The following is an 11,863-nucleotide window of genomic DNA, read 5'->3' on the forward strand; positions in this document are numbered from 1 at the left end:
AGGTTCTCAAATGGCTCACTATGATGTCGTGATCGTCGGCGGCGCCGTGACGGGGTCGTCGGCTGCTTATCATTTGGCTGCCAATTCCGATTTTTCCGGCAAGGTGCTGGTGCTGGAGAAAGACCCCTCCTATCGCAAATGCGCGTCGGCCTTGTCGGCGGCTTCGATCCGTCAGCAGTTCTCCACGGCGGTGAACATTAAGATCTCCCTGTATGGAATTGAATTCATTCGGCATATAGGCGATCTCCTCGATGTGGATGGTGACCGGCCGGACATTGGCTTCCACGAAGACGGCTACCTGTTTCTGGCCACCGGTGCCGGCCGGGAAACGCTCGAAGAGAACCACAGGCTACAGGTCGAACTCGGTGCCGACATCGCGTTCCTCGAGCCGGACGATCTGGCGGCAACCTTCCCCTGGCTCAGCGTCGATGATCTCTCGGCCGGTTGTTTCGGTCGCAGCGGCGAGGGGTGGTTCGATGGCTACGGCATGATGCAGGGCTTTCGGAAGAAGGCCCGATCGCTCGGCGTCGACTATCGGCCCGCTCGCGCCGCCGCCATCGAGATCGAGCGCGGCAAGGCGACGGGTGTGCGTCTTGAAGATGGCGACGTGATCTCCGCCGGCACGGTGATCAATGCCTCAGGCGCCGACGGTCGCAGGCTTGCTGCCACGGCCGGCATCGATATTCCGATCGAGGTGAAGAAGCGGATGATTTTCACTTTCAAGTCGGAGGACCGGATCGAACGCTGTCCGTTGCTGATCGATCCCAATGGCACCTATGTGCGCGGCGACAGCGACGGCTTCATCTGCGGTTGGGCGCCGTCGGGCGAGGACGATCCTGAGGTTCAGGACGATTTCGATGTCGACTGGAACCTGTTCGAGGATCACATCTGGCCCACCATCGCCACGCGGGTTCCCGCTTTTGAGCGCATCAAGCCAGGTGCCGCTTGGGCAGGCTACTACGACATGTGTGCCCACGACGATAATGTGCTGCTCGGTGCTATGCCGGAACTGCCGAATCTTCTGCTGGCCAATGGCTTCTCCGGGCATGGCTTGCAGCAGGCGCCAGCTGTCGGCCGCGGTCTCTCCGAGCTGGTGATCTATGGTGGCTATCGCAGCCTCGATCTGTCGGAACTGTCACCTGTCCGCGTTCGCGATGGACGGCAAGTCCGGGAAAAGAACATCGTCTGAAGCGAAAGACCGGCGACTTGCGCCGCCGGTCTTCGTTCCGCCCTTCGATCGGTGATTGGGCCGCGCCGGGCGGACTCGATCTTGTCGTCAGCTACCGGCCGTCTCACGTTTGGGCAAACGGTGCCTCCAGCGGGAAAGCCGCTGTCTGGCCGCATGCATCTTGCCGGCGAGCGGCGCCGCGGTGTCGTAGAAGCGCTGGTCGGCCTCGGCCGTATGCGCCGACATAGGGCGGCGGATGCCTTCGCGAGTGATGAAGAAAGTCAGGATATCCAGCATGATCGCCTCCGAACGCTGTGTCGGAGATCGATATAGGCGCTCAAAAAAACGATTCATATTGTCCGATTTCGCAGACCATCTTTCAGATCTGAACGATGGCGGATGCGCGTCCGCCATCGTTGGCGCAGAGTGCGATCAGGCTGTGCCGCCATTGACCGCCGGCTTCACCTTGTTGCCAAGCAATTCAATGGAGTGTAGCGCCGCCTCATGCGGAAGCTCCGCGCCCTGCAGCAAAAGGGTCAGGCGGTCGACGCCGCCCAGCGCCTCGTCGACATGACGGGCTTTTGCGATGATTTCGTTCGGGCCGCCGATCATCAGCGCGCCTGTCGGCCCGCGGAGGGCATCATACTGAGCGCGTGTCGTCGGTCCCCAACCGCGCTCACGGCCGATTTTCGAGAAAGTGCGCTCGTAGCCCGGCCAGTAAATATCGGCCGCCTCTTCGGCAGTGTCGGCAAGAAAGCCGACCGCGTGGACGCCGACGCTGAGCTTTTCCGGCGGATGGCCGGCTTCGGCGCCCGCCCTGCGGTAGAGATCGATCAGCGGCCGGAACCGATGCGGCTCGCCGCCGATGATAGCGACCACCAGCGGCAGCCCCATCAGCCCGGCGCGTACGAACGAGGCCGGCGTCCCGCCGACACCGATCCGGACGGGCAGGGGATTCTGCACCGGCCGTGGATAGACGCCTTGCCCGGTCAGTGCGGCGCGATGTTTCCCTGACCACTTCACATTGACGTTGTCGCGGATGGTCAGCAGCAGATCGAGCTTTTCGGTGAACAATTCATCGTAATGGCTGAGGTCAAAGCCGAACAGCGGATAGGACTCGATGAACGAGCCGCGCCCAACGATGATTTCCGCCCGACCGTTGGAAATGAGATCCAGCGTGGCGAACTGCTGAAACACCCGCACCGGATCGTCCGAGCTGAGCACCGTCACGGCGCTGGCGAGGCGAATGTCTTTGGTGCGCGCCGCTGCTGCCGCCAGGATGACCGCTGGCGAGGAGGCAAGATATTCCTCGCGATGGTGTTCACCGATAGCGAAAACGTCGAGTCCAGCCTTCTCCGCCGCCTCGATCTCTTCGAGTAGCCTCGCCATGCGCTTGGCGTCGCCGGCCTTGCTGGCCGGGGTCCAGGTGGTCGAGACGAAGCTGTCGATACCGAATTCCATGATCGATCCCTGGGGTGAGAGAGGCGAAAGCGCGACCTAAGCGTCGCTGCCGGTTTCGACTAATGTGAATGCCAAAGTCCAACCGCGATAGAGGCGGATTGTTCACCCTGGGTGAAAAATGTGTCGCGCATTACGTGGCTTTGCGTAGCCGCTTGAGCAGATAAGTTCAAGTCATCGCCTTCGCCGGCTGCGCCGGCCTTGATCGGGGAATATTTGAAATGGCCAAGGTTCTTGTACTCTACTATTCCGCCTACGGTCACATCGAAACGATGGCCAACGCCGTTGCCGAGGGCGCCCGGTCGACCGGTGCCACCGTCGACCTGAAGCGCGTGCCGGAACTGGTGCCTGAAGACCTCGCCAAGGCCTCCTATTACAAGGTTGATCAGGCGGCTCCGATCGCCAAGCCGGACGAACTTGCCGACTACGATGCGATCATCATCGGCGCCGGTACGCGCTACGGTACTGTCGCCTCGCAGATGCGCAATTTCCTTGACCAGACCGGTGCGCTCTGGGCGCAGGGCAAGCTGGTCGGCAAGGTCGCCTCGGCCTTCACCTCGTCGGCCACCCAGCACGGCGGCCAGGAGTCGACCATCCTCGGCCTGATCCCCACCTTCCTGCATCATGGCATGGCCTATGTCGGCCTTCCCTATGCCTTCCAGGGACAGATGGGCGTCGAAGCCGTCAAGGGCGGCTCGCCTTACGGCGCCTCGACGATCACCGATGGCGACGGCTCGCGCCAGCCGTCCGAGATCGAGCTGGAGGCTGCTCGCTACCAGGGCGCCCACGTTGCCAAGATCGCGGCCAAGCTGTTCGGCTGATCGCAGCCCTTACAGTCATTGGGCCTCGGAATCCTTCACGGTTCCGGGGCCTATTTTGTTTTGGGACGGGCGCGTTCGTAAAGACCGACCGGAGTTCCTTCTGTGCCGACGATGGTGCTCAGCTCGGCATAGCCCGCTCGTTCGGCCAGCCGGATCGATGGCGCGTTGTCCGGCTCGATGATGCAAGTCGTCAGCGGAAAGCGCGCCACCTTGTCGGCCCAGGCGAGGCAGGCCTCAAGCGCTTCGCTGCCATATCCTTGATGATGGGCCGACCGCACGAAAGCCCAGCCGGCTTCGGGAAGCCCTTTTACCGGCAGGTCGATTGGCCGTTTGAAGTCGGAGAAGCCGATTTCGCCGATGAAGACACCGGTATCCTTCCGCATCACCGCCCAGAAGCCGTAGCCCATGACGATCCAGTGGCCGGCGTAACGCAGATAGCGCATCCAGCTTTCATGCTCGGTGGCCGGTCGGCCGGAGATGAACCGCGTCACCTCCGGATCGGCCCACATGGCCGCCAGAGCAGGAAAGTCGTCCCGCCGGTGCCCTCTCAAGATGAGCCGGTCGGTCTCGATCTCCGGCGCCCGTGTCCTTCGGATCTGTGGCATCGTCCACCCCGCATCGATATAGTGCCGCTTTATCAGATTCGACGGAGAGTGAGCCTCATGCGGTGTCCTTATTGCGGCAATGACGACAGCCAGGTGAAGGACAGCCGGCCCACCGAGGATGGCACCGCCATCCGCCGTCGCCGTGTCTGCATCGCCTGCGGCGGCCGTTTCACCACCTTCGAACGCGTGCAACTGCGCGAGCTGACCGTCATCAAGCGCTCTGGACGGCGGGTGCCGTTCGACCGTGACAAGCTGATGCGTTCGGTACAGATCGCGCTCCGCAAACGCCCGGTCGAGAGCGAGCGGGTCGAGCGGATGGTCAACGGCATCGTTCGCCAGCTCGAAAGCATGGGCGAGAGCGAGATCGAGGCGGGCCTGATCGGCCGCCTGGTCATGGAAGGGCTGAAGACGCTGGACGACGTCGCCTATGTGCGCTTCGCCTCCGTCTATCGCGACTTCCGCGAGGCCAAGGATTTCGAGAGCCTGCTCGGCGAACTCAACGCCGATACCGAGTGAGGCGTCCATGACGGTGGCCCGCGGCCAGCCGACCGAACTCGATCGCCGCTTCATGGCTGCCGCCATTGCCTTGGGCTGGCGTAATGCCGGCGTTGCTCGGCCGCATCCCTCCGTAGGCGCGATATTGGTGCACAAGGGGCCGGAGGGGTTCGAAGTCATCGCCCGTGCCGTGTCGGCGCCTGGCGGCAGGCCGCATGCCGAGGCACTGGTGCTGGCGGCCGCGGGAGGCAGGGCGCGTGGCGCCACGCTCTATGTCACGCTCGAGCCCTGTTTCAACGGTGGCCCGTCACCCTCCTGCGTCACGGCGTTGGTCAATGCCGGCGTGGCTCACGTTGTGGTCGGTATCGAGGATCCCGATCCTCGATACACCGGTCGTAGCCTCGCCATCCTGGAGCGCAACGGCATCCGGGTGACGAGCGGCGTCCATGCCGGCGAGGCGGCCCTCTTGCACGCCGGACATATCGCCCGCTCGCGCCTCGATCGGCCACACGTTCATCTGCGCCTGATGCTCAGCGCCGACGGCTGCGTGGAGCGGACCGGCGAGGGCACGCGGCCCATCGCCACCGCCGCCGCCCGTGCGCATGGCTTCGGCCTGCGCCTCCAGCACGACGCCGTGATGGTCGGCAGCGGAACCATTATCGCCGATGATCCTCGTCTCACAGCCCGGTTGCCGGGCTGCGAGGCGCGCTCGCCGGTCCGTGTGGTCGTCGATGCCGAGGCTCGTACGCCGGTGGACTCCCACGTCGTCGCGTTGGCTCGCAGCTCTCCGACCTGGATTTTCGTGGCGCCCGACGCACCGGAGGACCGGGTGAAAGCGCTGTTCCAGCGCGGCGTATTAGTGCTGACGGCGGAACGCGAGGCCTCCGGCCGCATCGATCTCGCCGACGTCCTGTTCCAGATGGGCGGGCTCGGCATCGCCTCGGTGCTGGCCGAGGGCGGAGCTCGTCTGTCGCGGTCGCTGCTTGAGGCCGGCATGGTGGATGAAGCCACGGTGATCGTCTCCGGAGAATCGGCCGGCGGCGAGGTGCCCGACCTGCCGCTCACTGAGCTTTCCGATGGTGGCGCCTTCCGCATCGTCGCTGGCAGGTCGTTTGGCGACGATCGGCTGCTGCATCTTGCCCGCATCGACGGCCGCACCTCCATCCACGACATTCGCCTGCCCGTAAGGCCCATCCGCAGGCCTATTGCGGAACCTCTGTGATTTTGCCAACCTCTTGCAGTTAATGATTTGTAAGCTCGATTGGGGACCGCGATGACCCTTCCGATGACTGTCCAGGACGTGAACGGCCTGGGTGCCAAGGCTTTCATGGCCACTTTCGGCGACGTTGCCGAACATTCCCCCTGGGTCGCCGAGGCTGCCGAGGAAACGCGCCCCTTCGCCAATCGCGACGCCATTGTCGCCGCCTTCGAACAGACGCTACGCGCGGCCGGCCGTGCGGCCAAGCTTGCGCTGATCCGAGCCCACCCCGACCTTGCCACCAAAGCGAAGTCCATCGCCGACGACTCGCGCCGCGAGCAAGCCGGTGCTGGGCTCGACGCGCTGTCGCCCGCGGAATTCGCCCGCTTCGAAACCCTCAATGCCGCCTATCGCGAGCGCTTCGGCTTTCCTTTCATTTTCGCGGTGCGCGGGGCGACCAAGGCCGACATTCTCGCGTCCTTCGAGGAGCGGCTCGGCAATAGCCCAGAGACGGAGTTCGAGCGCGCACTGGATGAGATCGTCCGCATCTTCCGCTTCCGCATCGAGGATCGGGTCGCATCTTGAGGACGCCTGGGGAACTCGGTACCCGCGCCGAAGCCATGCTCGCCGAGCTCGCCGCGCTGACCGATGGCGACGGTAACCTCACCCGCCTCTATCTCTCCCCGGCTCATCGCGCGGCGGCGGATCATGTCGCGACCTGGATGCGGGCGGCCGGCCTCGATGTCGGTTTCGATGCGCTTGGCACGGTGCGTGGTCGCGCGATGCCGACGGCGCCGGGCAGGGCGGGCAACAAACGCCTGCTGATCGGCTCGCATATCGACACGGTAGTGAACGCCGGTCGACATGACGGCATGCTCGGCGTTGTGGCCGGCATTCTCGCCGTGGAGGAAATCAAGGCGCGTGGCATCCAACTGCCCTTCGGCGTCGATGTGCTGGCCTTCGGCGACGAGGAGGGCGTTCGATTCCCGACGACCCTGGTTTCCAGTTCGGCCGTGGCCGGCTGCCTCGTACCCTCCGACCTCGACGCTCGCGACGCCGATGGCGTTGTTCTGCGCGATGCACTGGTTGCGTTCGGGGGCGATCCGGAGGCTGTCACCTCCGCTGCCTATGCCCGCGAGGAAACGCTTGCCTATCTCGAAGTCCATATCGAACAGGGACCGGTGCTGGAAGCTGCGGGATTGCCGATCGGCATTGTCACCTCCATCGCCGGCCAGTCACGCTTTTCCATCACCGTCATGGGCGAGGCGGGCCATGCCGGCACCGTACCGATGGCCCTCAGGCGCGACGCATTGGCAGCGACCGCCGAGATGATGCTGTCCATCGAGGACGTGGCGCGTGCCGGCAACGCTCACCAGATGGTGGCCACCGTCGGCCGTCTCGCGGCAAAGCCCGGCGCCGTCAACGTCATTCCCGCCGAAGTGGTCTTCACGCTCGACATCCGCGCCGATGCCGATGCGCCGCGCCTGGCGGCCATCGCCGAATTGGAAACGCGCTTTCGGGCGGTCGCGGCTAGGCGCGGTGTCACGGTGACCATGGAAAAATTCTACGAGAGCCCGACGACACCCTGCGCCCCACGTTTGCAGGAGGCCTTCGTCGGTGCCGCGCGTGATCTCAACCTCGGGGAACGGCGGCTTGCCTCCGGCGCCGGCCACGATGGCCATGCCATGCACCACCTCACCGACGTCGGCATGCTGTTCGTGCGCTGCCGTAGCGGCATCAGCCACAACCCGGCCGAGTTTGCGACCATTGACGACATGGGCCTTGCCGTGGAAGCGTTGATCAAGGCCGTCGAGCGGCTGGCGGCGGATGCCGCATCTTCAGGGGACCGGATATGAAAGCCATCATCGAAGCCGCCTTTGCCGCTGAGGTCGACTTCCTGAAAGCCTTGGTGAAAGTGCCAAGTGACAATCCGCCTGGTGATTGCGCCCCCATCGCCGAGACGGCTGCCGGCTGCCTCGAGGCTCTTGGCTTCCGTGTTGAACGGCATCCCGTTCCCGAACCCTTCGTGCGGCAAAACGGCATGCGCTCGGTGACCAACCTGATCGTCCGTCATGTTTTCGGGGCGGGGAAGGGGCCGGTGATCGCCCTCAATGCCCATGGCGACGTGGTGCCGCCGGGGTCCGGCTGGACGATGCAGCCTTACGGAGCCGAAGAAAAGGGCGGTGCGATCTACGGCCGTGGAGCTGCCGTATCGAAGTCCGACTTTGCCACCTATGCCTTTGCGCTGAAGGCGCTGATGGCCTCCGGGCTGCCGCTCGATGGTACGGTGGAACTGCATCTGACCTTTGACGAGGAAGCGGGTGGCTTTGTTGGTCCCGCCTTTTTGATCGAGCAGGGCCTGTCGAAACCCGACTACGCCATTTCCGCCGGCTTCTCCTACGCCATCACAACGGCCCATAACGGCGTGCTGCATATGGAGATCATCATCCGCGGCAAACAGGCGCATGCGGCCATGCCTGAGACCGGCGTCGATGCGCTGGAACACGCCGTTCCCATTCTGAAGGCGCTCTATGAGGAACGCCATCGCCTTGGCGGCACGGTATCGGCTCAGAAGGGTATCGGTTCTCCCAAGCTCACCGTCGGCCTGATTTCCGGTGGCATCAACACCAACGTCGTCCCCGACCGTGTGGCGCTCCGTCTCGACCGTCGCCTGATTCCCGAGGAGGTCGGTACCGAGGTTGAAGAGAAGCTGATCGCGCTGATCGAAGCAGCCACACCCAATGTCGACGGGCTGGAAGTGGAGTGCCGGCGCATCATGCTGGCCGAGCCGCTTCGTGAGCTGCCCGGCGCCGACCGTCTGGTGGCGGCCATTTCGCGCCACGCCAAAGACGTGCTCGGCGTCGCTGTCGAGCCGACCGGCGTGCCGCTTTACACGGACGCCCGCCACTATTCAGCCGCCGGCATTCCAACCGTTCTCTACGGTGCCGGCCCGCGTTCCATCCTGGAGGCCAACGCCCACGCGGCCGACGAGCATGTGCGGCTCCCGGATCTCAAGGCCGCAACCGAGGTGATTGCGCTGACGCTGAGAGATTTCCTGGCCATTTGAAGGTACGCCGTTCAGTTCGGCGTACCTTATTGATATCCAGACACTCGGACAGCTATCTCCCGTCCGGGCTTGCGTCTTTCCAGCAGCGGGCTCAAGCGGCGACGTCGAGACTCTGGCTGGCATCGGTACCGCCCGACTGTACCGCCTCGTAGGCCGAAATGGCGGCCCCAACGGCTGGGTTGCTTTGTGCGGCTTGCGTTGTGTTGTCGCTTTCATTCTTCCGAGCGGCGGCAGAGTTAGGCGATGCTTTTGTCGTCGTCTCGGTGCTGGAGCCGTCTGAATAGGTAATGGTCGTCGTCGTGCTGCCGTCCGGGTTGTAGACGATAGTTTCGCTCTCGACTTCCTTGGACGACGAGGTGTCGCTGCTGGATGACGAGCTGCCCGCGGACGTGCCGCCAGCAGAACTCGTGCTCCCCGTTGACGCACTGTCGGTGGTGGAGGAGGTATCGGTGGAAGCAGTGGTCGTTGCCGATGACATGCTCTCGGCAAAAGTCGAGAACTCAGCCTGGCTGACCGAACCACTGCTGTCGGTGTCGATCGCCGCGTAGAGCTGCTCCAGCGCCGCCGTATCGGAGGAAGAACCGTCGGGAGCACCCGCGGAAAATTCCTCCAGGCTCAGGCTGTCGGAACCATCGGTGTCGAGATCGGAGAAGGAGGGGCCGGCGTTGGCATTCTCCTGAACGGACATCAGCGTTGACTGCATCTCGCTCGAAAGCTGATTGAACGCACTTTCGAATTCCGCCCCCGAGAGGGCACCGTCGCCGTCCGTGTCGGCCTTGGACACAAGATTCGACACGGCGGAGGACAGGGCGTCCGACCCAGTGCTGCTTGCGGCGGCCGTCAATTCTTCAGCTGTTACGCCGCCGCTCTTGTCGGTGTCGACCTTGGCAAAGAGCGACTGCAACTGCGACTGGGAAGACGAGGAGGAGGCTAGGGAGGAAACACTCATGGCTTCGATATACTCCCAGGTTGGGAGGCGCGCAGAATCGCGCGTCAGCCTTTTGACGTGTCCGTCCATAAAGTCAGGCAGAGATTATTGTATCCCGATTTTCTAGGTTTTCTGGGTAGTTACAAGCCAAACTCGGTCCTGACCGCCGGCATTCAGCCCACCGTTCCCCAGAGGTCGTAAGCGTCGGCCCGCTCGATCTTGGCAGTGACGATGTCGCCGACCCGCATCGGGCGCCGACTCTGCAGGTGAACAGAGCCGTCGATTTCCGGTGCGTCCCACTTGGAGCGCCCCTTGGCGATCGTGCCGTTGGCCTCGTCGATGATGACGGGAATACGTTTGCCGACCCGGCGCTGCAGAAGCTTGGCCGAGATACCCTGCTGATGCGCCATGAAGCGATGCCAGCGACGCTCCTGCTCCTCCGGCGGGACTAAGGGCAGGCCGAGATCGTTGGCGGCGGCGCCCTTCACCGGCTCGTACTTGAAACAGCCGACCCGCTCGAGCTTCACGTCGGTGAGCCAATCGAGCAACATCTCGAAATCCTCCTCCGTCTCGCCGGGGAAGCCGACGATGAACGTCGAGCGTATCGCGAGGTCCGGACAGATCTCCCGCCATTTGGCGATGCGCTCGGCTGTCTTCTCCTGGTGCGCCGGCCGTCGCATGGCGCGCAGAACGTTGGGGGAGGCATGCTGGAAGGGGATATCGAGATAGGGCAGCACCTTGCCCTCGGCCATCAACGAGATGACCTCGTCGACGTGCGGGTAGGGGTAGACGTAATGGAGACGGACCCAGATGCCGAATTCCGAGAGAGCCTCGGCGAGATCAAAGAAGCGGGCGCGGATCTCCCGGTCCTTCCAGATACCCGTCTGATATTTGATGTCGACGCCGTAGGCCGAGGTGTCCTGTGAGATGACCAGCAGTTCCTTGACGCCGGCGTTGGCCAGCTTCTCAGCTTCGCGCAGCACATCGACCACCGGCCGGGACACAAGGTCGCCCCGGAGCTTGGGGATGATGCAGAAACTGCAGCGATTATGGCAGCCCTCGGAGATCTTCAGATAGGCATAGTGGCGCGGCGTCAGCTTGACGCCTTGCGGCGGCACGAGATCGACGAAAGGATCATGGGCCGGCGGAATGGCCTCGTGCACCGCGCTCATGACGCTCTCGTAGGCCTGTGGGCCGGTGATGGCCAGCACGCCGGGGAAGGCGTCGCGGATCTGCTCGGGTTCGGCTCCCATGCAGCCGGTGACGATGACCTTGCCGTTCTCCGACATGGCTTTGCCGATGGCATCCAGGCTCTCGGCCTTGGCACTGTCGAGGAAGCCGCAAGTGTTGACGATGACCACGTCGGCACCGTCGTGCCGGCGAGCAATCTCATAACCTTCCGATCTCAGATGCGTGACGATGCGCTCGCTGTCGACCAGCGCCTTCGGGCAGCCGAGGCTGACGAAGGAGATTTTTGGAGCGGCGTCGGAGCTGGCATCGGTGGTCATTTACGGCGAAATCCTGAGCTTTTGAGGCCGAGATGCATGGAGAGCTTTTCGGACGCCGTCAAGATGGTCGGCATCAAATCGCCTGATTGTCGCGGCTTCAATGGTAACGTGGATCTTCACGCGGCGATCACCTTTTGCGGCGTTGTGAAAAGGAAATCGCTAAGACTTCAGTGCTAGTGTATAATCCGGGCAATAACGAGAATACCGAGGCTTCATGCGTTTTCTGACCTCCCGTTCTTCCAAATCCCTCGCGGCCGTCGCTGCGTTGCTCGCAACCCTTTCCCTAGGGGGCTGCGCTGGCGGACCGTCTGATTTTCTGTCCTTGGCGAGTACCCCCAAGGCAGAGAAGCCGATCGTTCGTGATGCCGACCAGCAGGCGGCGCTCGCCGCAGCATTGGCTGCGCAGGCCCATGGCTATCGAATGCCGTCGGAAGATAACTCGACCGTCATGGCCCTGTCGGCAGCCCGCCAGCAGCAGACTGAAGCTGCTCAGGCGCTCATCCAGGAAACGGATGCTGCCTTCAAGCCCGCCCCAGCAACGGCGGCTCCGGCTTGCGATCCCTACTCCGTCGATCCGGCGGCGGCCTGTTCGGCCAAGGCGCCCTGAGGACGGGT

The 11,863-nt window shown here is 63.6% G+C and carries 13 protein-coding genes; 8 read left to right on the plus strand and 5 right to left on the minus strand.

The window, feature by feature from the left end:
- Window positions 1-10 precede the first annotated feature (10 nt).
- The gene (locus G522_RS0105295) at window positions 11-1,189 is read left to right on the plus strand and encodes an NAD(P)/FAD-dependent oxidoreductase (RefSeq protein WP_026790139.1); all 1,179 of its coding nucleotides are present in this window, start codon (window positions 11-13) and stop codon (window positions 1,187-1,189) included.
- 87 nt (window positions 1,190-1,276) lie between these two features.
- On the opposite strand, the gene G522_RS0105300 is transcribed toward G522_RS0105295, so the two are convergent.
- Together G522_RS0105300 and G522_RS0105305 are read right to left on the minus strand one after the other, a co-directional pair.
- Window positions 1,277-1,465, minus strand: coding sequence for a hypothetical protein (locus G522_RS0105300; RefSeq protein ID WP_026790140.1), 189 nt, complete (start codon window positions 1,463-1,465; stop codon window positions 1,277-1,279).
- Between the two features lie 135 nt (window positions 1,466-1,600).
- Window positions 1,601-2,629, minus strand: a complete 1,029-nt coding sequence (locus G522_RS0105305) for an LLM class flavin-dependent oxidoreductase (RefSeq protein ID WP_026790141.1) — start codon at window positions 2,627-2,629, stop codon at window positions 1,601-1,603.
- A gap of 218 nt (window positions 2,630-2,847) precedes the next feature.
- Between G522_RS0105305 and wrbA the strand changes: the two genes are divergently transcribed.
- Complete coding sequence (wrbA, locus tag G522_RS0105310; protein ID WP_026790142.1) at window positions 2,848-3,447, plus strand: NAD(P)H:quinone oxidoreductase type IV; 600 nt, start codon at window positions 2,848-2,850, stop codon at window positions 3,445-3,447.
- 50 nt (window positions 3,448-3,497) lie between these two features.
- On the opposite strand, the gene G522_RS0105315 is transcribed toward wrbA, so the two are convergent.
- Complete coding sequence (locus G522_RS0105315; protein WP_026790143.1) at window positions 3,498-4,052, minus strand: GNAT family N-acetyltransferase; 555 nt, start codon at window positions 4,050-4,052, stop codon at window positions 3,498-3,500.
- Window positions 4,053-4,109: 57 nt separating this feature from the next.
- Between G522_RS0105315 and nrdR the strand changes: the two genes are divergently transcribed.
- From nrdR to G522_RS0105340, 5 genes are read left to right on the plus strand one after another with little or no spacing between them, the layout of a single operon-like run.
- Window positions 4,110-4,568 (plus strand): transcriptional regulator NrdR, encoded by a 459-nt coding sequence (nrdR, locus tag G522_RS0105320; RefSeq protein ID WP_026790144.1) that lies wholly within the window; start codon window positions 4,110-4,112, stop codon window positions 4,566-4,568.
- Between the two features lie 7 nt (window positions 4,569-4,575).
- Entirely contained in the window at window positions 4,576-5,769 is a 1,194-nt protein-coding gene (gene ribD / locus G522_RS25715; protein WP_051228358.1) for a bifunctional diaminohydroxyphosphoribosylaminopyrimidine deaminase/5-amino-6-(5-phosphoribosylamino)uracil reductase RibD, read from the plus strand.
- Between the two features lie 51 nt (window positions 5,770-5,820).
- The gene (uraD, locus tag G522_RS0105330) at window positions 5,821-6,330 is read left to right on the plus strand and encodes a 2-oxo-4-hydroxy-4-carboxy-5-ureidoimidazoline decarboxylase (RefSeq protein WP_026790145.1); all 510 of its coding nucleotides are present in this window, start codon (window positions 5,821-5,823) and stop codon (window positions 6,328-6,330) included.
- Window positions 6,327-7,601 (plus strand): allantoate amidohydrolase, encoded by a 1,275-nt coding sequence (locus G522_RS0105335; protein ID WP_245586598.1) that lies wholly within the window; start codon window positions 6,327-6,329, stop codon window positions 7,599-7,601. Before uraD ends, G522_RS0105335 begins: the two co-directional genes overlap by 4 nt.
- Window positions 7,598-8,812, plus strand: coding sequence for an ArgE/DapE family deacylase (locus G522_RS0105340; protein ID WP_026790147.1), 1,215 nt, complete (start codon window positions 7,598-7,600; stop codon window positions 8,810-8,812). The genes G522_RS0105335 and G522_RS0105340 overlap by 4 nt, the downstream gene beginning before the upstream one ends.
- A 91-nt stretch (window positions 8,813-8,903) precedes the next feature.
- Here the strand turns inward: G522_RS0105340 and G522_RS0105345 are convergent, their stop codons facing one another.
- Window positions 8,904-9,830, minus strand: coding sequence for an EF-hand domain-containing protein (locus G522_RS0105345; protein ID WP_026790148.1), 927 nt, complete (start codon window positions 9,828-9,830; stop codon window positions 8,904-8,906).
- 83 nt (window positions 9,831-9,913) lie between these two features.
- On the minus strand, window positions 9,914-11,248 hold the full coding sequence (gene rimO / locus G522_RS0105350) for a 30S ribosomal protein S12 methylthiotransferase RimO (protein ID WP_026790149.1): 1,335 nt from the start codon (window positions 11,246-11,248) through the stop codon (window positions 9,914-9,916).
- A gap of 322 nt (window positions 11,249-11,570) precedes the next feature.
- Between rimO and G522_RS0105355 the strand changes: the two genes are divergently transcribed.
- The gene (locus G522_RS0105355; protein WP_156886836.1) at window positions 11,571-11,855 is read left to right on the plus strand and encodes a hypothetical protein; all 285 of its coding nucleotides are present in this window, start codon (window positions 11,571-11,573) and stop codon (window positions 11,853-11,855) included.
- Window positions 11,856-11,863 lie beyond the last annotated feature (8 nt).

It is taken from the genome of Pleomorphomonas oryzae DSM 16300 (genome assembly GCF_000422965.1).
GTDB classification, from domain to species: Bacteria; Pseudomonadota; Alphaproteobacteria; order Rhizobiales; family Pleomorphomonadaceae; genus Pleomorphomonas; species Pleomorphomonas oryzae.

What these genes read in the sequence shown, in the direction of transcription:
- G522_RS0105295 (WP_026790139.1), top strand. Translation starts at nt 11, where the DNA reads ATGGCTCACTATGATGTCGTGATCGTCGGCGGCGCCGTGACGGGGTCG.
- G522_RS0105300 (WP_026790140.1), bottom strand. Translation starts at nt 1,465, where the DNA reads ATGCTGGATATCCTGACTTTCTTCATCACTCGCGAAGGCATCCGCCGC.
- G522_RS0105305 (WP_026790141.1), bottom strand. Translation starts at nt 2,629, where the DNA reads ATGGAATTCGGTATCGACAGCTTCGTCTCGACCACCTGGACCCCGGCC.
- wrbA (WP_026790142.1), top strand. Translation starts at nt 2,848, where the DNA reads ATGGCCAAGGTTCTTGTACTCTACTATTCCGCCTACGGTCACATCGAA.
- G522_RS0105315 (WP_026790143.1), bottom strand. Translation starts at nt 4,052, where the DNA reads ATGCCACAGATCCGAAGGACACGGGCGCCGGAGATCGAGACCGACCGG.
- nrdR (WP_026790144.1), top strand. Translation starts at nt 4,110, where the DNA reads ATGCGGTGTCCTTATTGCGGCAATGACGACAGCCAGGTGAAGGACAGC.
- ribD (WP_051228358.1), top strand. Translation starts at nt 4,576, where the DNA reads ATGACGGTGGCCCGCGGCCAGCCGACCGAACTCGATCGCCGCTTCATG.
- uraD (WP_026790145.1), top strand. Translation starts at nt 5,821, where the DNA reads ATGACCCTTCCGATGACTGTCCAGGACGTGAACGGCCTGGGTGCCAAG.
- G522_RS0105340 (WP_026790147.1), top strand. Translation starts at nt 7,598, where the DNA reads ATGAAAGCCATCATCGAAGCCGCCTTTGCCGCTGAGGTCGACTTCCTG.
- G522_RS0105345 (WP_026790148.1), bottom strand. Translation starts at nt 9,830, where the DNA reads ATGGACGGACACGTCAAAAGGCTGACGCGCGATTCTGCGCGCCTCCCA.
- rimO (WP_026790149.1), bottom strand. Translation starts at nt 11,248, where the DNA reads ATGACCACCGATGCCAGCTCCGACGCCGCTCCAAAAATCTCCTTCGTC.